This window comes from Pantanalinema rosaneae CENA516 (genome assembly GCF_050753385.1).
GTDB classification, from domain to species: Bacteria; Cyanobacteriota; Cyanobacteriia; order Leptolyngbyales; family Leptolyngbyaceae; genus Pantanalinema; species Pantanalinema rosaneae.
This window is the reverse complement of sequence record NZ_JBLZFZ010000042.1, coordinates 1-23,811: the sequence shown is the minus strand read 5'-3', so window position 1 is coordinate 23,811 and position 23,811 is coordinate 1. Positions and strand designations below refer to the sequence as shown.

At 47.2% G+C, this 23,811-nt stretch carries 22 protein-coding genes; 3 read left to right on the top strand and 19 right to left on the bottom strand.

Annotation, left to right across the window (positions count from 1 at the left end; translation table 11 throughout):
- Nucleotides 1-169 precede the first annotated feature (169 nt).
- Both ACN4EK_RS21595 and ACN4EK_RS21590 read left to right on the top strand, forming a co-directional pair.
- Nucleotides 170-397 carry a hypothetical protein gene (locus ACN4EK_RS21595; protein ID WP_431660291.1) on the top strand — a complete coding sequence of 76 codons (228 nt, stop codon included), beginning with the start codon at nucleotides 170-172 and terminating at the stop codon, nucleotides 395-397.
- A 102-nt stretch (nucleotides 398-499) separates the two neighbouring features.
- The gene (locus ACN4EK_RS21590; RefSeq protein ID WP_431660290.1) at nucleotides 500-844 is read left to right on the top strand and encodes a hypothetical protein; all 345 of its coding nucleotides are present in this window, start codon (nucleotides 500-502) and stop codon (nucleotides 842-844) included.
- Here ACN4EK_RS21590 and ACN4EK_RS21585 read toward each other — a convergent pair.
- From ACN4EK_RS21585 to ACN4EK_RS21540, 10 genes are all read right to left on the bottom strand, one after another.
- Nucleotides 841-2,334, bottom strand: a complete 1,494-nt coding sequence (locus ACN4EK_RS21585) for a hypothetical protein (protein ID WP_431660288.1) — start codon at nucleotides 2,332-2,334, stop codon at nucleotides 841-843. The two genes, ACN4EK_RS21590 and ACN4EK_RS21585, sit on opposite strands and share 4 nt — an antisense overlap.
- Nucleotides 2,335-2,382: 48 nt before the next feature.
- Entirely contained in the window at nucleotides 2,383-3,156 is a 774-nt protein-coding gene (locus ACN4EK_RS21580; RefSeq protein WP_431660287.1) for a peptidylprolyl isomerase, read from the bottom strand.
- A gap of 175 nt (nucleotides 3,157-3,331) precedes the next feature.
- A complete protein-coding gene (locus ACN4EK_RS21575; RefSeq protein WP_431655305.1) occupies nucleotides 3,332-4,369 on the bottom strand; it encodes an IS5 family transposase in 1,038 nt (345 codons plus the stop codon).
- Between the two features lie 468 nt (nucleotides 4,370-4,837).
- Nucleotides 4,838-5,053, bottom strand: coding sequence for a hypothetical protein (locus tag ACN4EK_RS21570; RefSeq protein ID WP_431660285.1), 216 nt, complete (start codon nucleotides 5,051-5,053; stop codon nucleotides 4,838-4,840).
- Nucleotides 5,054-5,272: 219 nt separating this feature from the next.
- Complete coding sequence (locus ACN4EK_RS21565) at nucleotides 5,273-5,479, bottom strand: hypothetical protein (RefSeq protein WP_431660283.1); 207 nt, start codon at nucleotides 5,477-5,479, stop codon at nucleotides 5,273-5,275.
- 65 nt (nucleotides 5,480-5,544) lie between these two features.
- Entirely contained in the window at nucleotides 5,545-5,748 is a 204-nt protein-coding gene (locus ACN4EK_RS21560) for a hypothetical protein (protein WP_431660281.1), read from the bottom strand.
- Between the two features lie 274 nt (nucleotides 5,749-6,022).
- The gene (locus ACN4EK_RS21555; protein ID WP_431660280.1) at nucleotides 6,023-6,358 is read right to left on the bottom strand and encodes a hypothetical protein; all 336 of its coding nucleotides are present in this window, start codon (nucleotides 6,356-6,358) and stop codon (nucleotides 6,023-6,025) included.
- A 413-nt stretch (nucleotides 6,359-6,771) separates the two neighbouring features.
- Entirely contained in the window at nucleotides 6,772-7,218 is a 447-nt protein-coding gene (locus ACN4EK_RS21550; protein ID WP_431660279.1) for a HetP family heterocyst commitment protein, read from the bottom strand.
- A 57-nt stretch (nucleotides 7,219-7,275) separates the two neighbouring features.
- Entirely contained in the window at nucleotides 7,276-8,607 is a 1,332-nt protein-coding gene (locus tag ACN4EK_RS21545; RefSeq protein ID WP_431660277.1) for an HlyD family efflux transporter periplasmic adaptor subunit, read from the bottom strand.
- Between the two features lie 322 nt (nucleotides 8,608-8,929).
- Nucleotides 8,930-10,141, bottom strand: a complete 1,212-nt coding sequence (locus tag ACN4EK_RS21540; protein ID WP_431660275.1) for a peptidase domain-containing ABC transporter — start codon at nucleotides 10,139-10,141, stop codon at nucleotides 8,930-8,932.
- Between the two features lie 51 nt (nucleotides 10,142-10,192).
- On the opposite strand from ACN4EK_RS21540, the gene ACN4EK_RS21535 reads away from it, so the two are divergent.
- Nucleotides 10,193-11,230, top strand: coding sequence for an IS5 family transposase (locus tag ACN4EK_RS21535; protein ID WP_431655305.1), 1,038 nt, complete (start codon nucleotides 10,193-10,195; stop codon nucleotides 11,228-11,230).
- Nucleotides 11,231-11,351: 121 nt separating this feature from the next.
- On the opposite strand, the gene ACN4EK_RS21530 is transcribed toward ACN4EK_RS21535, so the two are convergent.
- From ACN4EK_RS21530 to ACN4EK_RS21490, 9 genes are all read right to left on the bottom strand, one after another.
- Complete coding sequence (locus ACN4EK_RS21530) at nucleotides 11,352-13,388, bottom strand: cysteine peptidase family C39 domain-containing protein (RefSeq protein ID WP_431660274.1); 2,037 nt, start codon at nucleotides 13,386-13,388, stop codon at nucleotides 11,352-11,354.
- Nucleotides 13,389-13,766: 378 nt separating this feature from the next.
- Nucleotides 13,767-14,897, bottom strand: a complete 1,131-nt coding sequence (locus ACN4EK_RS21525; RefSeq protein ID WP_431660272.1) for a pentapeptide repeat-containing protein — start codon at nucleotides 14,895-14,897, stop codon at nucleotides 13,767-13,769.
- Between the two features lie 128 nt (nucleotides 14,898-15,025).
- Complete coding sequence (locus ACN4EK_RS21520) at nucleotides 15,026-15,751, bottom strand: aldehyde oxygenase (deformylating) (RefSeq protein WP_431660270.1); 726 nt, start codon at nucleotides 15,749-15,751, stop codon at nucleotides 15,026-15,028.
- 138 nt (nucleotides 15,752-15,889) lie between these two features.
- Nucleotides 15,890-16,741 (bottom strand): acyl-CoA desaturase, encoded by an 852-nt coding sequence (locus tag ACN4EK_RS21515; RefSeq protein ID WP_431660268.1) that lies wholly within the window; start codon nucleotides 16,739-16,741, stop codon nucleotides 15,890-15,892.
- A gap of 96 nt (nucleotides 16,742-16,837) precedes the next feature.
- Complete coding sequence (bchE, locus tag ACN4EK_RS21510; RefSeq protein WP_431660266.1) at nucleotides 16,838-18,889, bottom strand: magnesium-protoporphyrin IX monomethyl ester anaerobic oxidative cyclase; 2,052 nt, start codon at nucleotides 18,887-18,889, stop codon at nucleotides 16,838-16,840.
- Between the two features lie 105 nt (nucleotides 18,890-18,994).
- The gene (gene hemN / locus ACN4EK_RS21505) at nucleotides 18,995-20,392 is read right to left on the bottom strand and encodes an oxygen-independent coproporphyrinogen III oxidase (protein WP_431660265.1); all 1,398 of its coding nucleotides are present in this window, start codon (nucleotides 20,390-20,392) and stop codon (nucleotides 18,995-18,997) included.
- Between the two features lie 375 nt (nucleotides 20,393-20,767).
- Complete coding sequence (locus ACN4EK_RS21500) at nucleotides 20,768-21,529, bottom strand: biliverdin-producing heme oxygenase (protein WP_431660264.1); 762 nt, start codon at nucleotides 21,527-21,529, stop codon at nucleotides 20,768-20,770.
- Nucleotides 21,530-21,924: 395 nt separating this feature from the next.
- A complete protein-coding gene (locus ACN4EK_RS21495) occupies nucleotides 21,925-23,013 on the bottom strand; it encodes a hybrid sensor histidine kinase/response regulator (RefSeq protein ID WP_431660262.1) in 1,089 nt (362 codons plus the stop codon).
- The coding region (locus ACN4EK_RS21490; protein ID WP_431660261.1) for a response regulator at nucleotides 23,010-23,811 on the bottom strand (802 nt) is incomplete at its 5' end. The genes ACN4EK_RS21490 and ACN4EK_RS21495, both read right to left, overlap by 4 nt.

Here is a 23,811-nt window from a genome sequence, read left to right as displayed (position 1 = left end):
AGAAGCGTATTCCCATTTGAGAATATCGATCGCTGGTTTGCTTACGTCCTATTACAAGAATTTTAGGATCACTCGATTTCACGGTACGATCGAGCTATAAGGTTCAGGAAGGCAGCGAAGCTCCCGCCGCTACATTGCTTGGTGTTCAGGTAACTTTGGGAGGTGTCCTATGCCAAGTCAACCCCACAATCCGATCTATCCGCTTAACAACCAAGAGGTTCCCGCCGCAGGGCTAGAGAGCCAGGGCATCACGAAACGAGAACACTTCGCGGCGTTAGCGATGCAAGGGTTAATTGCCCATTATGGCTATGGCGAAGCTCCCGCAGCGGACGTACAGGAGATCGCGGCTTGGTCAGTCCAATTAGCGGATGCCTTGATTGAGCAACTGCATCAGTAACAGTGACAGAAGCAAGATCGGTTGCTCCACACCAATGTACTTGCTGGACAACGTTTAGTTTGCAGAGGTTTCCTGGCTAAGGAAGCAAGGAGCGCAACGTTTATGCAATCTGAAACGGCACATGATTTAACTCAAACGATTCCGCAACCTGTAGTGGAAAAGATTCACCAACGCTTTCCCGATCGCCCGTTTAGTGAACTCACCATTCGCTACTATGACGATGTCCGAGATGTGGGTTACGAATACTTCGTGAACACTGTGTTACCGGCCTGTCGTCAAAGCGATCTGGTGCAATATTTAGAACCCTTTATTTCCTTTGTCAATCTGGGTGAAGCCTTAATTTTGACCCGCCAGGGCATCGTGGTTTATGACCATACCTGCCGGGGAGAATGCACCGAAACGGGGCCATTTTGGTTTATTGCTCCCAGGGAATATGCGTCGATTTAAGCTAGTTCTTCGGTAATGATTCGCCGCAGAATTTCGGTGACTTCCGCTGCCATTCGGGCATCCAGCCAACGGGCTTCTTCGTCTAAATCTCGTTTACCGGAGCTATTCAGCTTTTGGACAGCAGCGCGTAAGGTCATGGCGATCGTGCGTAATTTTGCCGGTTGTCCGTTGGCTTTGGGGCGATCGTCAATCAACTGCACCAGTGCCGTGTAACATAATTCGGTGCGTTGCCGCAGTTGCGAGGGTCCGAATCCTAACTTGGACAAAATTACTGGAGCACTCACCCGCTTCTCCAATCCCAAAACCTGAAGGGCGGCATCCACATACCGGGCTGAATCATAGCCCATTGCCCGTACTACGGTTTCTAAACTATGCCACTGGGCGGCGGGTAGCTTCGCGTCAGCAGGAATGTGAAAGTGCCAGCCCAACATAGAGACAATCCGCGTTAAATCATAGGCAGAAACTAAATTCTCGCCTGCGGTTCCGGCGACCGACGATCGCAGCAAAACGGTGCTTCCTGTTTGTAAAAGGGGTTCAGTGATCAACGGTTTACCGCTATAGTAACCTCGGAATTCCAGGGGCTGATTGCCAGTAATATTCTTGAACCATGTTTCTAGATTTGCTAAGGAGCTAAAGCGTTTGAAGGTATCTGATAACTGGTTAGAAATCAAAATATCATTAGCAATGTCATCTTTGCGATAACTAATCACATCGATCGCGGCTTCTGTAAATGCTAAATCATTGACTTTGCCTTGAGAATCCCGAATCACGCAGTTCTTAATCTGGGTTGTAATTGCTTTGGCGTTTGCCTGGGAAACCACATTTAGAATTGGCACAATTTTAGTTGCACTCCAAAACTGTCCTTTTGTTAGGGCATTGCGACCTAACCACCGCGATCGCATTTGCCCATTCACATAACTCCCGACACAAATACAGGCTTCCTGAATATCTGGATGGAGAAAAGTTAATGCGGCTTGATCGATCGACGGAACTGTCCCAACTTTGGGATATGAATTAAACGTGACAACCTGACTACTTCCTGATAGCTGAAGCTTTTCGCCTAACGATACTACTGTTCGACCATCCGGGGCTTGCCGCAGGCGATCGGGATAGACATCAATCTGATTTTCGATCAGTGAACCTTTGATGCCTCGATCTAGAAACACTAATCTGTCCTGGTTGGCTCCCTGCTGTACCTCGATCGCCAGGAAATCATTAAACACTTTTTGCCGATCTCTAGCGGCTTCCAGGGGATCAACCACTTGTTCTACGACCTGCACATGGGGGCTAAAGGCAAACCAGGTCACGAACCCATTTAATGGTTGCTTCAGTGTCACCTGAATATGCTGATTGGCGGCTAATACAACGCCCGTAACCTCGATCGTCGCCCCCACTGCCATAAAATACTTGGCTTCAGGGGGCAGGTTTGCCGCTTGTTTCGTGGGATCTCGTTTGATAAAAGTTGGTTGCACAGCCTTCAGCACTAACATGGCGATCGTCCTGTCAGAGAGGTCTGCTTGAATTTTAGACGATGCTTGCTAGATTATTTCGGTTACTGTAAAGTCCGCCCCTGCTTGATCTTGATGATGCAGAGCATGGTTTAACTCAGCCTGTAGCCACTCCTGAAATAACCGCCGTAAAATATCTTGTCGCACTTCTGTGGTTAACTGGGCTGGAATAAACTCCTCGACCATAAATAGGTGGAACCCCTGCTCGGTCTGAATTGGGCCTAAAACAGATTTAGGATTTGCCGCAAAAATGACTGCTGAGAATTCGGGTTTGAGGTTCCATCGATAAATTTTCCCTTCATATCCACATTTACATCGGCGTTGCTCGTCAATGTCATACAGGTGAGCCGCTTGATAGAAACTAATCTCTTCTTCCTCAATCTCGTAGTACACTTCTTGAGCGATTTGCTCATAGGGAATAATGATTTGATAGAGTAAAACCTGCTCAAAATCGAGGCGATGTTGGGCAAAAAAGCGCTCTACCTCTTCAGAGAACAGAGCCTCAGTCAGCTTCTGAGCCAGCAACCGATCGTGGATTCCGGCTTCCCATTCTTCTACGGTTACCAACTGTCCTGCCAACCAAGATAGAGTATCCGATGCTTTTTGTAAGTGCAATTCATGGCGTAAGCGATCGGCTTCTGCTTGGATCTCTTCCGCCGTAACGATAATTCCTCGGCTGTGCGCCGCTTCATTAATCACTCGCTGTTCCAAAACTTTGTAGCATACGTCTTTCAACAGCATGTCCTTTTTCAAGGCAAATAGAATATCCTCTGCTAGAACGGCTATCCCTGAAATGTCAACCATCGCTCATTTCGTAAACGGCATGAAGTTGGAGTTACTAATGGGAACCTCGATTAATTGAGGTTTTACAAATTTCAAGTCTCATTCCAGTCTCAAAGTCGATTATCAGTCCTCTATGCCGTCAAATCTGCTGTGGATTCTCCGCTCCACTTGCTGCCATGCCGGATGTTGGATAGATCTATCCGTCAGCTTCAACCGGGCGTGTTTGCCAGAAGACCAAACGCAGGAAGTTGTAAGTCAAATTCTTCAACCCTAACTGCACCTTAGCCCGCTCCAGTCCAATCGAGCGTACCAGTTTGCCACCCATTTGCATCACCCAAGCCCCAAAGACATGCTCGACCTTGGCCCGGGTTTGAGAGCGCTCTCGGTTGGCGGCTTTTTGTTCCTCGCTTAAGGGGCGATTGCGATAGGCGCGTTCATGGATGTGACTGATGAAGGTTAAGACCACGAGCAACCCTTCGAGGGCGACGGAACGATAGGCACTGTCCGCCCACACCTCATCGCCTTCATTGTCAGCATCGAGCACTGCCGTGAAGGCTTGACTATCGTGCACGGCGGCATCGGTCACGGCATAGCGACGAATAAAGCCATGGTTGGCATCAATACTCAGGTGATCCTTATAGCCGAAGTAACTCTTGCCGTTTTTCTTCGTCCAGGTCGCATCGCCATCTTTTTGTGCCCCCTGATGCGGATTCTCTTGCCATTGGGGTGGCCTTTTTCCAGCCTCCAGATGGGCTTTTTCATCCTGGTCAAAGTGCTGTTTTGGCACCGGGATCAAGGTCGCATCAATAATTTGCCCCCCTTGGGCTTGATAGCCTTGCGCGCTTAAGTATTCTCCAAAGGACTCAAACAACGGCTCTACTAATTGATGCGCTTGCAACTGCTGACGAAATAACCACACTGTGGTCGCATCCGGCACCGAATCTTCAATTCCTAACCCCAAAAATCGCATGAACGAGAGTCGGTCTTTGACTTGATATTCCAACGCTTCGTCACTGATGTTGTACAACTGCTGTAACACTAACAGCTTAAACATCAAAATCACATCCATAGGCTTGCGTCCAGCGTTGCTTTTGCGCGGTTTGTCATGGATCACGGCAAGTTGTGCCCGAAACGATTCCCACGGAATTAACCGGTCTAAATCTTCTAAAGTGCTTTTCTTGGCGGCTAATTCTTGCTGGCGCTGTTCTAAATCCCAGAACCCTTGTTGTCCCATTGCTGTCCTTGGATGGCCTGACTGCTGCTATCTTATCTCTCTGATCTCAGAATGAGACATCCTTTTTTCGATTTTTCGAGGTGCCCTAATGATTAATTCATATCATGATTACATCAATAGATTAAATAATAAGTTTAAATGCATATACAAGCAAATATTAAAAGTTAATACTTTAAATCTAAAGTTAGAGACCTACAGTTAAGTGGTTTTAGAGAGTATAAAAAATTACTTGTATACAATATCACTTTGTGTAGAGGTCTAACAGGAACTGTATATTTTTTAACCACATAATATCAAAGGTTTCTATTGCTAAGTGTAAACATATTTTTTACAAAAACGAAACGTGAATATGGATTCACTCAGAACTCATATTCACGTTCAAAACTAGAGCATTTTGCTCAGTTGCCTATCTCTGAAACCGTATCAAAGATTGCCGTATTCTCATTGCATAGGCACTGTTAGTTCAGATTAAACATTAATTTGAATGATGGTTGCAATATTAAGCGCTATGGCTGTATTGCCAATTGAAATACCGCTACTATTGCCAGCGTTTGCGGTAGCAGACTGAGAAAGGTAACTAATATTGAATTGGTTAGTGTTGAATCGTACAAGTCCTCTTCTCCCACCTTCAATTTTAGAGAGCTCAGTAGTGCTTTCAAGGTAGTTCAAATCAGCAATAACCATCATTTTCTCCTCGATCGTAATCTGTTTTTACAAGGAACAAGCCTTCATTAAGTTGCCAATGTTTGGCAAAGCATCATCAGTCTGAGCAAGACTTTCAGATTTGGTGTCTACTTAAGTGCTAGTAAAAAATACCTGATTCAGAGGCAGATTAGCAAGCGATGCGATCGCTAGTTATGATAACTAATCTGCCTCAAGGTACTTTTATGCGTTACTCAAAAACTAAGCGTTTACTTGAGTAACAGTAGCATTGTTGCCAGAAAGAGCTGTATTCCCTAGCGAAAAGAGAGCAACGTTACCAGCATTAGCATTGGAGCTTTGACCAATGAGGCTAATATTAGCCTGGAATGAAGCAAAATTCAGGATTCCACCTTTCACTTCAGAGGAAGAAGTAGCTGTTTCTAGGTAGTTTAGATCAGAAATAACCATTGGAAGTCTCCTTGAAAACGTTGAACTTGATTTGAGGTAAGCTTGATTGTTCCTGGATGTAGGAACTAGATATTGACCTGAGTTACTGTGGCATTATTTGCTGAAGCTGCCAGATTCAGGACGGAAATCCCAGCAAAGTTGCCAGCATTAGCATTAGAGCTTTGACCGATAGCACTAAAGTTAATTTGAGTGCTAAAGAAGTTTCCTAATCCACCTTTTACGTGAGTTGTCTCAACAGTTTCTACGTAGCTTAAGTCAGTAATACGCATTGGGTTTCTCCTTCAAGAACACTCTTTTTTGCATCAACCTTTATCAGTTGATATTAGAATTCTAGGCTTAGTAATTTGTTTGAGGTTGCCATAATGGCAGATAAGTTAGCAATGTTTTAGTCTGGTCTAACTACTATTTTTTAATATGGCTGACCTGTCATAAAATTAAAAAGCGCACCATTTAGTGCGCTCTTACAGTATTAGCAACTCTCTCCAAAAAGCGAGCGATTGATGTTTCTCCCAATATCGCAGTTGAAAGTATTTCTATCTACTCCTAGAGGCTGGATATGATCGTTGAGGTGGTTGCAGAGACTGAAGTACCAATTTGACCGCCACCTAAACCGATCGCGAGAATAGTCTGAGCAGACCCATGGAGATATTGGGTTGTCGTTGAAGTAATCACACTAGAAATACCATCTAACGCTAGAATAATTCCCGTGGGAATTCCGGTTAACGTTGTGCTATAGATCTGTTCATCACCATGGCTAATCACTAGGCTGCCACCCAGATCCAATGAGATAGTGAGTGGGCTACTACCTACATGACTACTGCCATAAATGCCTGATGAATTATGGAGCATTTCAAAATGTGATAGATCTTGAACCTGCATACAATTACTCCTGAGATTCACTGCTTATTTAATTTAACGATTGCTCAATAAATAGGTTGCCAAATTGGCAGTTTTTTAGATTTATTTATTAGATGATTTTATTCATATAAGCCTATAAAAAACTACTTTTCGCTCTTGATTTAGGCTGTATTATGTACACACTACTTAGTTTAAAGGTAGCTGAAGTTGCCCCCTAAATCCTTCAGGCTGGGGAGAACTAAAGTCTTTCGCTTGTCTCTAAATCCTCTTAAAAAGACTACCGTATACCCATGGTTTCCCCTGGTTTCCAGAATTGGGAGAAATTAAGTGAGAGGTGATTAGGCTATTACTCAGTCTCACTAACCATTAGGAGCCCTGTGTGTATACGATAATCTTAAAGAGAGATATGAAAATGGGGTTCTGAAGCTTGTTCTCTATTTGTTGAATCGGATATTCAAAGAATACGATTCCTGTAGCCTCTGGTCTAGCCAGTATTCCATTCTTCTTAACACTCCACCCTCGATCGAGCAATCAGGTGAGTTAACCACTTCCAGATAATTTAAATCCTGGAGTTGGCGGTTTCGGGTTGAGGGTGCGTGCCGCTTAGAACCTGATTTAGACTCAGAATTGTCTAATTCTAATGAACTATCCGACGATCGCGTTCGGTGTCCTGCTTGACGTTGATCCTTTACAATTCGGTTGTACGTCCGGTAGGGAATATAGTGGAGTGGATTGTAGCCACCAAATTGCAAGATCAACACACATGCCCAAGAGTATTTGCCTGCCAAAATTGCTTCAATCACTTGGTTAAACTGTTCAGGTTCCATAACGCGATCTAGACGACTACGTGGATCTCGGGAATTAACTCCTTGATGAACCATGCTTCTCTCCTTCAAATGACGTACTATTGACCCGTTGCTACAAGTGATCAGTGCAAGTTATAAGCTTGTACTACTTTGAAGTTTCTTTAGTGGATCGAGTAACACATCTGCAATGCGCCGCCGCCGAGTTATGATTTCACCGATCGCAGTTTGTCCTGGTTTAAATTGGATCGGGTTTCCTTTGACATTAATGTAATCCTGGGCTAAATCAATTTCGACCCGATACACCTGCCCTAACTGTTCATCTGGTCTGCTGTCTGGAGAAATGGAACTGACGTGACCCAGACTCATCCCGTAATCCTGAAATGGGTAAGCATCCTGTTTAATCTGCACAGGCATCCCTGGTCGCACAAAACCAGCCTCTTGGCTGGGAAGAAGGGCAGATAATACTAATGGCTCACCCGTTGGTGCAATTTCAGCGATCGCCTGTCCGGCTTGCACAACTTCACCCTGACGATGAACGTTGAGAGTAAGGATAACTCCGTCGGCAGGCGCATATAAGTAACGTTGCTTTAGCTTTGCCCGAGCCGCTGCTAATAGCACTTGGGTTTCACTGTATTTCGCCTGTAGCCCTGTTAGTTTTACCTTTAGTTCTTGAATGTTTTGTTGGGCTTCTAATCGGACGCGTTCAGCATTGGATCGGCGCTCTTCTAGTCCCACCTGTAAACGCTGCATTTCGGCTGCCGCTCGCTCAAGATTACCCTGACTTTCGGTGATTGTCCGTTGGCGATCGCGTAACATTTGCTCCCCCTCAAACAAGCGTTCGGCAGGAATTGCCCCAATCTCTCTTAAGGGTCTGAGACGTTCTAGCCGTTGTTTTTGGGCTGCTGCATCCTCTTGGAGTTGTGCAACAATCGATCGGTTATTTTCGGCAGTCAGTTTTGCCTGATTAATCGTCACCTGTTGTTCTTGAATAGCGGCTCGGGCAATCTCAGCTTGAGTTTTTGCTTGAAGTTGGTTTTTATCCAACATTCCCTCCGCTTGAACAATCTCAATTTGAGTTGCCAGTAACGCCTTTTCTAGCCGTTCTACTTCCTTCGTAACAACCTCTGTATCTAGCTCAACCAGAAGCTGCCCCGCTTTAACGGTTTCCCCTTCTCTAACGGCAATATTGACGACTTTTCCCAGTTCAATGGGATTGATTTTGTAAACCTGACCTTTAGGAACTAACTTGCCAGGGGCTTTAGCAACCTCGTCGATATGCCCAAACCATGCCCATGTGGCAAAGATGAGGAAAAACAGTGTTCCTCCCAATGCCAACCGAGATGGCAAGCTTGGTGGGGGCTGATCTAAAACGGTTTGTAGGGATGCAGACCAATGGGGCGTTTTTGCAGATGCTAAAGCAGGTTCAGAGGTAGTTTGAGTACCACGTTCAGGTAGAGAAGCCATAGCTTGTCTCAAGTGCTTTCGTGTAGGGGGCGTTCACAATCAAAGTCAATGGACAATGCAGGTGAGAGATCGGAAGTGCTCGATCGCAACCTCAAATAGGGGCATTTAGTGACGATTCCAGGCTATCTAATTCTAGTTAGGGAGCGATGGTTCAAACTGAGGCTGAATGGTTCAGGAAACAGAGGGGTAAATGAATTAAACCTAAATTGAGCTTACAAGAGATCTATCAAAGAAAAAATTGAAACAACAGTCTGGACTCCATGATAAGGTTTGACATGGCTGAATTCTGCCAATTTGGCAGTTTTCTGATTAAAAATGTTCTTCATAAACTAAGTTGTTGTTGGGCTAAGTGGTAGTAAAGTCCCTGCAAAGCAATTAATTCTGAATGGGTTCCTTGTTCTACTAAAACACCTTGATCCAGCACTAAAATGCGATCGGCATGTTGAACAGTAGATAATCGGTGGGCAATGATAAACGTTGTGCGGTTACGGCTGATCCGAGCCAGGTTTTGTTGAAACCGACGCTCTGATTCCGTATCCAATGAACTGGTCGCTTCATCTAACAGCAGAATCGCTGGATTACCCAGCAAGGCTCGCGCGATCGCGATACGTTGTCGTTGTCCACCTGATAGATTTGTGCCTCGTTCTCCTACTTTGGTGTTGTAGCCCAGGGGCAAGTCCTGAATAAAGGCATGAGCCTCAGCTAACTTGGCGACCTCAATTGCCTGATCCAAGGTAAATTCGGGACGGTAGATTTGAATATTTTCCAGAATAGTGCCGGAGAACAGGAAACATTCCTGCGGTACAACCCCCAGTTGCGATCGCAATGAATGGGGAGAAACATGCCGAATGTCATGTCCATCAATTAGGATACGTCCGCGATTTGGGTGGTAAAAGGCTTGCAGTAGCTTGACTAACGTGGTTTTACCGGAACCGCTGCGTCCGACGATGGCGATCGTTTGTCCCGCTTCAACCTGAAATGAGAGATTCTGTAAGGTGTTGCGCTCATCCGACTGACTGTAGTTAAACGTCACATCCTCAAACACAACCTGTCCCCGAATGAGGGGCAGGAGCAGCATGGAGCTACCGGGATGTTCCTCTGGTTCTGCCGAAAATACATCATTCAATCGTTCAACAGAAATTAAAACCTCCTGTAGTTCATCCCAAATGCCAATGACTGAAAGGACAGGCGTAATCACGTTACCAATCAGCATGTTGAAGGCAACAAACTGACCGATTGTTAGTTGATCCTGAATCACGAGAGTCGCCCCATACCAGAGTAGAGCCGCACTACCCAATGCATTAATCAACCCGGTGACAATTTGCAGCCCATTGGCTAGTTTCTGCCCCTTAAATCGGGCATTGAGCATACTGGTTAGGCGATCTTCCCACCGCCAACGAATCTCCTGTTCCGCCGCCACCGCTTTGACCGTTGCCACTCCGGTCATCATTTCGACGACCAACGAATTTTGTTCTGCCGCTTCAGTAAAAATTTCTCGTGGGCACCTCGAAAAATCGAAAAAAGGATGTCTCATTCTGAGATCAGAGAGATAAGATAGCAGCAGTCAGGCCATCCAAGGACAGCAATGGGACAACAAGGGTTCTGGGATTTAGAACAGCGCCAGCAAGAATTAGCCGCCAAGAAAAGCACTTTAGAAGATTTAGACCGGTTAATTCCGTGGGAATCGTTTCGGGCACAACTTGCCGTGATCCATGACAAACCGCGCAAAAGCAACGCTGGACGCAAGCCTATGGATGTGATTTTGATGTTTAAGCTGTTAGTGTTACAGCAGTTGTACAACATCAGTGACGAAGCGTTGGAATATCAAGTCAAAGACCGACTCTCGTTCATGCGATTTTTGGGGTTAGGAATTGAAGATTCGGTGCCGGATGCGACCACAGTGTGGTTATTTCGTCAGCAGTTGCAAGCGCATCAATTAGTAGAGCCGTTGTTTGAGTCCTTTGGAGAATACTTAAGCGCGCAAGGCTATCAAGCCCAAGGGGGGCAAATTATTGATGCGACCTTGATCCCGGTGCCAAAACAGCACTTTGACCAGGATGAAAAAGCCCATCTGGAGGCTGGAAAAAGGCCACCCCAATGGCAAGAGAATCCGCATCAGGGGGCACAAAAAGATGGCGATGCGACCTGGACGAAGAAAAACGGCAAGAGTTACTTCGGCTATAAGGATCACCTGAGTATTGATGCCAACCATGGCTTTATTCGTCGCTATGCCGTGACCGATGCCGCCGTGCACGATAGTCAAGCCTTCACGGCAGTGCTCGATGCTGACAATGAAGGCGATGAGGTGTGGGCGGACAGTGCCTATCGTTCCGTCGCCCTCGAAGGGTTGCTCGTGGTCTTAACCTTCATCAGTCACATCCATGAACGCGCCTATCGCAATCGCCCCTTAAGCGAGGAACAAAAAGCCGCCAACCGAGAGCGCTCTCAAACCCGGGCCAAGGTCGAGCATGTCTTTGGGGCTTGGGTGATGCAAATGGGTGGCAAACTGGTACGCTCGATTGGACTGGAGCGGGCTAAGGTGCAGTTAGGGTTGAAGAATTTGACTTACAACTTCCTGCGTTTGGTCTTCTGGCAAACACGCCCGGTTGAAGCTGACGGATAGATCTATCCAACATCCGGCATGGCAGCAAGTGGAGCGGAGAATCCACAGCAGATTTGACGGCATAGAGGACTGATAATCGACTTTGAGACTGGAATGAGACTTGAAATTTGTAAAACCTCAATTAATCGAGGTTCCCTCGTGATAATCGCTTGAGAAATGGTGTAGTGGAGAGTGTCAGCAAGACAATGGGGGGAATTAACCCCAGCACTAATAATGCCAATTGCCAGTTGTAGTAAAACATCAGTCCGGCATAGACGATCGCCATCAGGGCATCTAACCAGGTTGAAACCGCATGACGAACTAGAAATAATTGGATTTTCTGATTCTCCTGAATGCGGGTAAGGATATCTCCCACCTGGCGAGACTCAAAGAATTTCAACGGTAGTCTTAATGTATGGCTAATAAAGCCACTAACTAACGTGAGATCAACTCGATTCGAGAAGTAATCCAGTAAATATTGTCGGACTCCTGTTAAGCCAACCCGCCAGACACTAAACAGCACTAATCCCAAGGCAAATACCAGTAGCATATCCTGGCTTTTCTGCACCACGACTTGATCCAGAATGACCTGGGTAAACAAGGGAGTGAATAACCCAAATACCTGCATCAATAAAGAAATGCCTATGATCTGCCATAGCACTGAGCTATAGGGCATTAAGAGGCTCCAAAATCGCCACAGGGATTGAGCGGGTTTTGCTTCTACCGCTTTTAACTCTTGCGTTGCTTCTAACAGAAGGGCATATCCCGTCCAATGGGAGAGAAATTCCTGGCGAGAACAGATCCGTTTGCCACGGGCAGGGTCAGCCACTAACACCCGATCGCCCCGTACCCAGTACACCACAATGTAATGATCGCCTTGCCAATGTGCAATCCAGGGCTGTTTCTGCTCAACTAACCGACTTAAGCTGGCTCGAACCGGACGGGCATGAAACCCAATACTTTCAGCCGTTTTTGCCAGGTTCTTTAAGGACGCGCCTGATCTGCCAACATCGGCCAGGGTGCGTAAAGTATTGAGGCTTAAGCGTTTACCCCAGTACAGTCCGATCATTGCCAGACAGGCAACCCCACAGTCAGATGAGCTTTGCTGTTCAATCAACGGATACCGATGCCAGAGGCGCAGTCGTCGGTGCGGTTTAGGTCGAGGAAAGTTGATCTCAGTTGCTGACGGAGCAACCAACTCCGCACCAGAACCTGGTGGGGTCGGTAGCGGGTCACGGCTAAGCCGTTGAGGTTTGGCGGCAAGCAAAGACTGGCGATAGGTCTGTAGTTGTGACGATATGGGCGAATTAGTGTTTGCTGCCAACGACTCACCATTTGGTTCGGATGAACTTAGTAGGGTGGTAAACAGGTGTGGAAACAGGGCAGTCGCAACACTCCAATGCTCCGCAGGCAGATGATAGAGTCGGACATCCGTAGCCGCGATCCATTCCGTAGAAGGCGGCTCAGGATAGTACCAGCCGCTACCCACCTCCGGCAGCATTGTGGCATGATCTAAACTCTGGATCTCGCCTTGCCGCAGCCAAAAGTACCCAGATTGATATGGCTCTGAGGTTGTCAGTAGAGTGTTGGCGGGAACAGAGACTTCTACCAGGTAGGAAAGAAATCCGTGAATCAGGCGGCTGGGAACGACCTTCAGGTTGGTCAGCGTTTTGAAGAAGATTAATTGCTCACGCTGTACAGCATGGTGTTGTAGTTGTTCTTTCAGGGTGGGTAGTTGTTCTAGCCAGGGGACTAAAGTCGCGATCGCAATCCGAACAACCTGTACCTGCGGACTGGCTGCGATCGCTTTGTAGGGTAATGGAGTGGCACAGAATAGATGGTCAGCACCGAAGGTTTCTCCCTCTACCAAAACGGCGACAGAGGATGGTTTCAGTGGGGGATTGTGATGACTCAGTAACCGAACCTGTCCATGGCAAACAATATAAAAATCTCCCTTAAGATGTCCATTGCAAACAGATTGAAGGGTTAGATTAGGAGTATCGTAAATTTTGACTGTATCTCCTAGATCATAGTTAAGTACCTCAGATTCATAGGCTAGCTGTTCAGCTACGTCTTTGTGTTCAGAGGAGAATAGTTTAAGCCAAGCGGAGTAGTTTAGCGGCGGCTGAGATCTAGCCTCAAATTCAGCGGTCAGTTTACCGTTGACGCGTTGATTCATAGGTCGCTCGCGTTGTAATGGACTTCGCTAACCCAATGTCATTTGGTCTTGCAAACTTGCCAAAGCTGCTGTGCTCATTGTGAATTCAGAGCAAAGTAATCACCTTAAAATAGGTGATTCGAGAGATTTATTCCTATTATAGGAGAATAATTCAAGCATGTTTAAAGGCTAGAATTATTTACACCTGGATCATTTAGCTCAGGTTATTCATTAAATCCCAGCCTCTCACTTATAACAAGATAGAAGTAGTTTTGCAAATTGCTGATTAATATTACAATCCGCATACCTCTGTTGTTTAAACTACATAGAGTGCAGTGAATGAAGTAGCTGAATGAACATTATAGATTTAGCTCTAAGCTAAATATTGCCCGATCTTAGTTAACGTCCAGGAGAGTTACAGTCGCGATTGCTCAGCCAACCATTGGGCATAATCGTATTGCATAGTACGGCTGTCCGCAGGGCATCATCATCTAGAATCGCGAAGTTAAGGGTGGCTCCCCGCAGATCAACTTGATGTAAAGCCGCTCCTCGCAGATCCGCTTCATGCAAACTGACATTCCGCAAATCGGCTTGATTGAGGGTAGCGCCCCTGAAGATTGCCCCATGTAAATTTGCCCCATACAGGTTAGCGCGACTTAAGTTAGCGCCCTGCAAGTCAACTTTACTCACACGCGCCCTGCTCAGAATGGCTCGACTCAGGTTGGCTTTACTGAGGTTTACTTTGTTCAACACGGCTCCCCGCAAGTCAGCCCCTTCTAAGATCGAACCAGACAAATTCGCCCCGTTGAGAGTCGCACTCCGCAAGATACTGCCATACAGGTTAGCCGCTCCTAAGTTAGCCGTTTCCAGGTTGGCACCTTCTAACCTGGCTTTAAATAAAACAGCCCGCCGCAGATCGGCTTGATACAGGTTGGAAAAATTCAGGTTGGCTCGACTGAGGTCAGACTTACGCAGGTCGGCTCCATTCAAGCTGGCTCCATGCAGATCTGCCTGTCGGAGTGCTGTACTACGCAAATTCAGCGATCGATCGGGGGGATCGCGATGGGGATTCCGGTGCCGAATCACAGCTAATGCCGCCTGGATGTCGGGCAACACTTGATTACTCTGCTGTTTCTGGGCTGTTGGCGTTTCTACTCTGGGGGAGTCTTGCCGAATAAAGGCGGTTAAAACTTCCAAGCCTGCCCAATGTCTATCCGCAGCATCTACCATCACCGTTTCGAGCGCAGCAATGCCCGATAGACGTTTGGCAACACTCAATGCTTTAAGTTGGGTGATGGCTTGAGTCCAGCGATCGGCAACTTGGCGATCCGAGACTTGCCGATAATTGCCCCAACCGCCGAATCCGAGCAGCAGTATAATGCCAATAACAAACAGGCTAGTGCGCGATCGCTGGCTTGTCAGCAATCCCGAATCAGCTTGATTCCACAGATGGTGCCAAAAGGCTGTTGTGGTTCCAGACAACGATCGCGGAAAAGAGGAGTTCTGATTTCGCCACCCTGTTTTGCTCATTGGCTATTGTTAAAGCTTTCACAAGGGTATAATTACAGATTTGCCTCAATAAAGAAATATGTACCATTCAATTTTAAATTGAGGTACACTGTAAGGTTTAAGTCAATCGCTATTGCACTGTCCCAGGTTTAATGAATTTCTTCGCTTGGGTCATTCTTTGGTGTAGCTAGACCGTGGGCAGAGAGTTGTAGAATTTCGCGGGTACTGAAGCCAATGTTGCCTAACGCTTCCCCATAATGCATCATAAAAGTTTCCACAATCGCGGCTTTATCAATGCCAATCGTTTGCACATCGGCTTCCACCTGATTCAACATTTCCCAGATTAACGGTAAGTTAGCCTGGTTCGCATGTTTCAGTTCAGATCGGGACGTGGCAAAATTTCGCTTTAGCCATGTCTCGCCAAAGGTCAGGTGAGCCTGTTCATCCTGAATCACCGTTTCGGTAATCCGCCGAGCAAAATCATCTGCCACCGGCAGGTAAGTGCTGTAAGCCGCGATCGCGAAACATTCAATGATTAAGGATTGAATCAACAAACACGTAACCACCTGTCCGCGATCGACAGCGCCCTGAAAGTTGTGGTGTAAGGCGGCAAAGAAATTCCAGGCAAAGTGGAGATCTGGAATGACGTTGAGATTTTTACCACAGGTTTGAAAACTCTTTTTATGCCGATTTTCTACTTTGGCTAGTTGTAATAATGGCTTGTCGTACTGAGGCAGTAATTGGGCAAGCTGTAAAAAATTTTCAAAGGCAAGTTGTTCGCCGACAATTGCGATCGCATTGATGCGACTGTAGGCATCTTTGTACGATTCACTTTGAAAATCAATTTCCGGCAGTGCTGTAAAGGATGATGTCATTTCGATGGGCGATTATAGGAAAAATGGGATTAGAGGAAGAAAGTAAGGGTGAGTTTTGCCGCTAATGCTACGGCGGGTTAAGTTCAGCGAGCGGCTAGACCCACCCCTATACAGACATTGAACGATGAATGATCCGCGCTATTGATTCGCGATCGCTTGTTCCGGTGGCATCACCACTTTCCGGGCTAATCCGGTGACTTTCAGTACCCAAATTGCCCACCAGGTAACATCATATTCCCACCAACGCCAACCGGCTTTTGCCACATTCGGATAGGCGTGATGGTTATTATGCCAACCTTCGCCATAGGTGAAAATCGCTGCCCACCAGAGATTGCGGGAATTATCGTTCGTCTCAAAAGTCCGATAACCCCACATGTGAGTTACTGAGTTAATAAACCAGGTGCTATGCCATAGCAGGACGGCTCTCACAAACATGCCATACACAACAAACGACCAACCGCCCAGAACATAGAGCAGTATCCCCAGAGGCAATTGCAGCCAGAGGAAGTTCCGATTCAACCAACGGTAGAACGGATCACGCACCAGATCCGGGGCATATCGTTGATATTCGTCGTAGTTAAAAAACTCCGATTTGGGATAGAACAACCACAGCATGTGGCTCCACCAAAAGCCGCGTCGTGCCGAATAGGGATCTTTCTCCTCATCCTCCGTAAAGGCATGGTGCAAGCGGTGTCCGGCTGCCCAGAAAATCGGGCCTCCCTGTAGGGCTAAGGCTCCAATGACCGCGATCGTATACTCCAGCCACTTCGGGACTTGAAAACTGCGGTGACTCAGTAAACGATGGTAGCCCAGGCAAATGCCAATACTGCCAAATAACCAATGCAATACTAATAACACGCCCAAAGCTGACCAGGAGAAAAACCAGGGAGCTAGCAATGCTAAGGCATGAACGATGCTAAAAAAGATCACAGACACCCAATCAAGCTTCAATGGTGCTTGTGGTGCTGTTGGTGAATTATCAATGGTCATTCCTATTTCCTCAACCACACAAACAACAGATATAGTTTAGACGCTGGGAAGATGATCAATGATCTCCCTACACATCAACTTTAGAATTGGGCAACATTAGCTCACGGACATCACAGACGAAACGGGAAGTTCGATCGCGGGATCATGGTATGACCCTTTAAGATAGGTGGTTCGCACCGCTTCCGCCAGATGTTCGATCGGGGCATTCTTCAAGCAAAAGGCATCTACTCCAACTTCTAAAGCGGCAGCTAACAAATCCTGTTGGTCGGGAGTCACCAAGATCAGAATTTTGGATGGCACCACATAGGAATTGGCTTGGACTTTCCGCGCCATGCGGATGAACTTGATCAGATCCATATCCGGTAGGGTACTGTCTACTACGGCGACTTCGACATCGATCGATTCTAGTAGCACTAATCCAGTTTCTGCATTAGTGGCTTCGCTGGCGACTTCAATCCCTTCCTGTGCCCGCAGCGCCACCCGAAGATCAACCCGAGTTTGTTGATCCGCTTCAATTACAGCCACCTGCACTTCATCATAATACTGATGGGATTGCACTTCGGATTCAATGTCGATCGTGGGCAACGTTGCCGATGGGCCGCAAGCAGAAATTGTACCAATAAAATCGGTATCTGCCGAAGTCTTTTGAGTTTTTTGCTTCAACTGTGCCATTTGTTCTGGCGTTAGAATCTTCGATTGATCGAAGCCAAACTCAATCTCGGTATGTAAACCTTTCTGCTTCACCCGCTTCAAGTTATAGAAGCGTTTATTCCAGGTCGTTTTGACAAATGCCCAGAGACAACCTAATAGATACCGCCGCTTAAACGGATCTTTCTCAAACCAATATTCTAGAAACTTCCAGGAATAGAAGCGAGCATAGTTATGCAGTACGCCTTTCAGCACTGCTTCCCGCGTCATGTTATCCGGTTTGATGATGGGAGTGACAAAGTTGTAGTGCGAGTAGTCGCGAATTTCGACTTTGTCGGCTAAATCCTGAAACAGTTCCGCAAACGGCCAGGGCGTATACATATTCCAGTTGGTCATATCCGCTTTCCAGTCCCGCGCCATCCGGTAGGTTTCCTCAATGGTTTCGGGCGTTTCGCTGGGCAGACCCATAATGAATTGCACTTCTGCCAGAATGCCGTTTTGGCGGAGCAGTTGCACCGCCCGTTTGTTATCCGCGATCGTTGTTTCTTTGCGGAATAGATTCAGGTTCAGTTGGGCGGCGGCTTCTGTGCCCAGAGACACATGCACTAAACCGGCTTGGCGATACAGGGGTAATTCCTTTTCGTCCCGCAGAATGTCAGTTACACGGGTGTTAATCCCCCAGTGGACACCCAGATTGCGATCGATCAGTTCATGACAAAGCGCCACAAACCGCGACTTGTTAATCGTCGGTTCCTCGTCTGCCAGAATGAAAAAGCCGATCTGATGATCTTTCACCAACCGTTCAATTTCATCAACAAAATGTTTAGGCGAACGGGAACGGTACTTGCGCCAGAATTTCCATTGGGAGCAGAAGCGACAGCGGAACGGACAGCCCCGTGAATAGTTGGGCACAGCGACCCGCGTATTCAATGGGGTGTAGATGTATTTGCTCCAGTCCAATAGCGTCCAATCGGGAGTCAGAGTATTCAGATCCTTGATCGGTGGATGGGCTGGGGTTGCCACCACTTTTCCCTCTTCCAGGAAGGCGATCCCCAAAATCTCGCGGCGATCGTGTTGATCGGTGCCATTGGCGATCGATCGCAGCAGATTGACGGTAATCTCCTCGCCCTCGCCTCGGATAATGTAATCCACCCACGGAGCCTCATGCAGTACCTCCCGGTACATATAGGTTGGATGTACCCCGCCCATAATTGCTTTGATATTCGGGCAAACCGTTTTTGCCAACTTTAATGTGGCTTGGGACTTGTAGATCATGGGGGTGATCGCCGTTGCCAACACCACATCCGGTTGATAGGACTGAATTTGTGCCGCCAGGGAGACATCATCAATGTCGTTACTCATGGCATCAATGAAGCGAACTTCGGTGAAGCCTGCTGTTTTTAATGCTCCGCCGACATAGGGCACCCAACTCGGAGGCCAATTCCCGGCGATCTCTGCCCCGCCAGAGTGATAGTTGGGTTGAATCATCAGGATCCGCATAAACCTGTCTCCCAGCGAATAAAACCAATGTAGTGTTCAGGCAACAAATGGCTGTAGAGGCAAGTGGCGATCGCCTCTACAACATCACCAATCAATCGCAGTCAATTAAACCGCTTTAGAGAAGCTAGTTCCCGCCCGTTCTTTCAGGTAAGCATCGAATGCTGCCGCGATATTGCGGATTAACAAGCGTCCCGCCGGAGTCACCTGAATTTGATTTGGTAAGAGTTCGACTAAACCATCGGCTGCCAAACGTTTCAAAGTAAACCGGGCATCAGCAAAATATTCATCAAAGTCCTGATCAAAACTGAGATGATACTTCTCTTCTAATGCGTCTTTCGACAATCGGAATTGACACATTAATTCCATGATCACGGTGCGACGAATCACATCGTCTTGATTCAGTGACACCCCGCGTTCGATCGGTAACATACCTGCATCGATCGCGTTGTAGTAATCCTTCAATCGCTTGTGGTTTTGCACATACACATCGTGCAGCATACTGATCGAGGTCATGCCAAACCCCAGCAGATCGGATTCTGGTTTGGTGGTATAGCCCTGGAAGTTGCGGTGCAGTTGCCCTTCATGCTGGGCGATCGCCAGTTCGTCATTCGGCTTGGCAAAGTGATCCATGCCAATGAAGACATACCCGTTCTTGGTGAGATCCTCGATCGTCATTTTCAAAATATCGAGTTTCTCGGTTGGTTCGGGTAGCGCGGCTTCTGGAATCCGGCGTTGTACGGGTTTTAGCCAGGGCATGTAGGCAAAGTTGAATACCGCGATCCGGTCGGGATCAAGTTCGATTGTTTTCTCGATCGTATGTTTGAAAGTTTCCAGGGTTTGGTACGGTAAGCCGTAGATTAAATCCACATTCACACTGTCAAACTTAGCTTCCCGTGTCCACTCCATGACATTGAACAACATGGCTTCCGTTTGGACTCGGTTAATTGCCTGTTGTACCTCTGGATTAAAGTCTTGAATACCAAAGCTAATCCGGTTAAATCCAAGTTGCCGCAGGAAGAAGATGTAGTCTCGATCGAGCGATCGGGGATTCACTTCGATCGAAATCTCGGCATCAGGCGCAAAGCTAAACTGTTCCTGCAATGCTGTCCATAGCCGTTCTACCTGTGGCATCGAGAGATAATTCGGTGTGCCACCACCCCAATGCAGTTGTTGGACTAAGCGATTGCGATCGACTAATGCCCCCGTCTGCTGAATATCCCGAATTAAATATTCTAAATAAGGTTCAGCGATTTCCTTACGCTGAGTAATGACGGTATTGCAGCCACAGAAATAACAGGCACTGTCACAAAAGGGGATATGACAATACAGCGATAAAGGTGTTTTTTTATAGTTACTCACCGCGATCGCTGCCCGGAAGTCAACTTCTTCAAATTCCGGTTTGAGTTCGGTGGCTGGGGGGTAGCTGGTGTAACGGGGAACGGGTTGATCGTATTGACGCAGCAACTTAGGGTCAAATTCAACGGTAGGCAGCGAGAAGCTCATGGAGAACTAGTTTCCTCTTGGATAGATTTAGGAATGATGGAAAAAGTTGGGTTGAAGAGTAGCAAATTTTAGTTCGATCCCCCTAAATCCCCTTTTCTAAGGGGGACTTTCGGACTTCTTAGTATGTGCTTCGCACACACTTCGCGAACGGTTCCCTCCTGATTAAGGTTACGGTGTACACACAAGTTGTCTGTTGGATGATTAAGCCTGTCCCGCCCCCTAAATCCCCCAATTCTGGGGGACTTTGAAAGTTCTAATTCCCCCCAGAATTGGGGGGCTAGGGGGGCAGAATGCAGGGTTTCTAGGTTGCAGAGAAGATGTGTACACGGTAGCCTTGTTAATCAGGAGGGCGAGGGAGGATCGCTCAACTTGCGCCTAGATGCTATATTGCAGGGCAGCATCCGGTTTAGCGGCTCCGTGGGGAGGACGCTCAGTGGCACCGGGAATTTCTTGGCGGGTGAGCAGATCAAATACATGCTCCCCGATCGCGGCTTTCACCTCATCTTCTAGTTCGTGAACGACATCCCGATTTAAAGTAAAGGCTCGGTTCGCTTCATCAATAATGCGATCGATTGTCGCGTCATCAAGGGGTAGACCATTCAGAGTGTCGCGATATTTTTCCTTAAATGCCCGCTTGGCTTCTACCGTGGGAATCTGCTCAAACTCATGCAGTCCGGTGCCCTGATCCGGCGGTAGGTTCATCGCGGAACGGATAATATTTTTCAACGCCTGACCACCGGAAAGATCACCCATGTAACGGGTATAGGCATGGGCAATCAGCAGCACAGGATCGGTATTGGCAACTTCATGAATGCGATCGACATAGATTTTACCGGCGGGTAAGGCGGTAATCTGCTCCCGCCAGTTGTCACCATAATAAAATGCCAGATCCTGCTCCAGGTTGGCAGTGCGATTTAACTCTGGGAAGTACATCGCTCCTACCACGGGGTCATTTTGATGCCGCCGCAGTTCATCTTCCAAAGCACTGTAGACCAAATACAAATTTGCCAATAGCTTCCGGAAGGGTTCCCGCTCAACGATGCCTTTGAGGAAGCATTTCATGAAGGCAGTGTTTTCGGCAGCCGTGTGAGAGTGTTTGGTTCCTTCGCGCAGTCGTTGGGCTAAATCTTGACTCATGTTTAGTCACCTCATTAGAAATAGTGCGTTCGGCGATGCCTGTTGGGACACTGTGCAGCGAAATCATTTTGCAGGCATAGCTTCCTTCAACCAAAAGTCTATTAAGCACTTTATAGCTATTGGGTAATTTAATGATTAAAGGTTTTCATAACTTAACATAACTGCACCGATCGCGAGGTTAGGGGGCTGCGGCGATGGGTTAGCCAAACTTTTTTACTCAAAAACGAGGCATCTGCCTCCATGCAATCCCGTCACTGGTGTAGGAGTTAGAGGATTGCAGTGGATCATCGATCGTTTAATGCGTTTGATCATAATATAGTTTTATGCTTATAAAGCTTTTAAGTGATTAATAAAATATTGTTCTAAGGTGGGTTGGGGGCTGGAGTGACCCTCGGTTATGCCTGCGCAGGATTGTGTAGGGTAACGGTAAAGATCGTGCCTTTGGGAACATTGTCGGTAACAGTGATGCTGCCTTGGTGGGCATCGATCGCCAGTTTGCAAAAGGCTAACCCGAGTCCAATTTGCGACACATTCTGGATCAATGTCCCGATCTCATACTTCTCAAAAATCTGTTGCTGGAGATCTGCCCGTACTCCTGGGCCAGAATCCGCAATTTGGATCTTGGCTCCCCCAGTGGGTAAATACTCGGCTTGCAGCATCACCTGGCTATGGGATGGTGAGAACTTAATGGCATTGGAGAGCAAATTATCCAGCACTCGGCGCAGGATCGCCGCATCCACCTGAATCATGCCACCGGGTTCAGGCAACTGACTCAGCAGGTTTAGATGCTTTTGGGTGGCGATCGCTTCGGCATTCGACAACGCTGAACTACAGATCGCATAGAGATCTACGTCGGTATAATTCAGTATCAGCTTGCCCGATTCCAACTTTGCCATGATCAACAAGCTATCGATCATCGTTTCCATTTGGCTTGCCGCGATCGCAACGTGATCAATTTTTTCTAGTTGCTTGTCGATCGGAAATCCTGGCGACTTGAGAATATGGGTGGCGAGCAGAATACTGGAGAGCGGATTGCGGAGATCATGCACCAACATATTCACCATGTCTTCCCGCAATTGCAGCAAGGTTTGCACATTGTCATACTGTTGTTTAATCCGCAACATGGAATGTACTCGTGCCCGTAACTCCAAGCCATTTACAGGTTTACTGATGAAATCATCGGCTCCGGCGGCTAAACAGCGAGCTAAATCCTCTTTGGCTGTCAACGCAGTGGTCATAATAATGGGGACTGCCCGCCATTGCGGATCGGCTTTAATCTGCTGGCAAACTTGGATGCCATCTAAATCCGGCATCATCACATCTAGCAAAATCACATCTGGTTGGAAACTTGGCAAATATCGAATCGCCTTCTGCCCACTGGGTACATAGTGTAATTGATAGCCAGCACTATGCAAGAGCGTTTCAATCACATCAAAGTTATCAGGTTCATCATCAATGACTAAAATAGATGCTTGAGAATTCATAGCAACGTTTCACTCCTGGGCAACAAAAGGTGTTGAATCGTTACAGCTAGTTGCTTCAGCTTAATCGGTTTTGTCAGGTATTCGGTAGCTCCCGCGTCTAAGCATCTTTGCCGATCGCTGGGCATGGCTAACGCGGTTAAGGCGACGATCGGAACTTGAGTTTGTCCATTGGCGCGGATCTGCTGGATGGCAGCTAATCCATCCATTCCCGGCATTTGGATATCCATCAGAATCAAATTCGGCTGTTGCGATCGAGCAAGTTCTACGGCTTGCTGCCCACTGGTTGCCAGAATTAACCGATAGCCCCGACTTTCCAGATAGCCGGAAATTGTATCAATATTGGCTTGATTGTCTTCTGTGAGCAAAATTAGGGGAGCCTTTGAGTCAGGCGGCGATGTCATGCCAAGATCACTCAGGGAAGGATCAATAGGCTTGGAAACTGCAACAGCATCTTCGCAGGATAAGTGATTTCCCTGTGAAGATAGGATATGACTGGGAGGAAGCACTGTTGCGATCTGGTTGACCTCAGGATGGGCATGGTACGGGAGGCGCACTGTAAAACAACTGCCCTGTCCTACCGCACTTTCGACCGAGACGCTGCCGCCATGCAGGGTGGTAATTTGTTGCACCAGTGCCAGCCCTAATCCTGTCCCCGTATACTGACGGCTTAAACTACTATCAATCTGGACAAATGCCTGGAACAGTTTGTCAATATCCTCGGGGGCAATGCCGATGCCAGTGTCGAGGATGGAGAAACAGAGGTGGTGGGAGGGTGGGGGCTGTCTCTTATACACATCT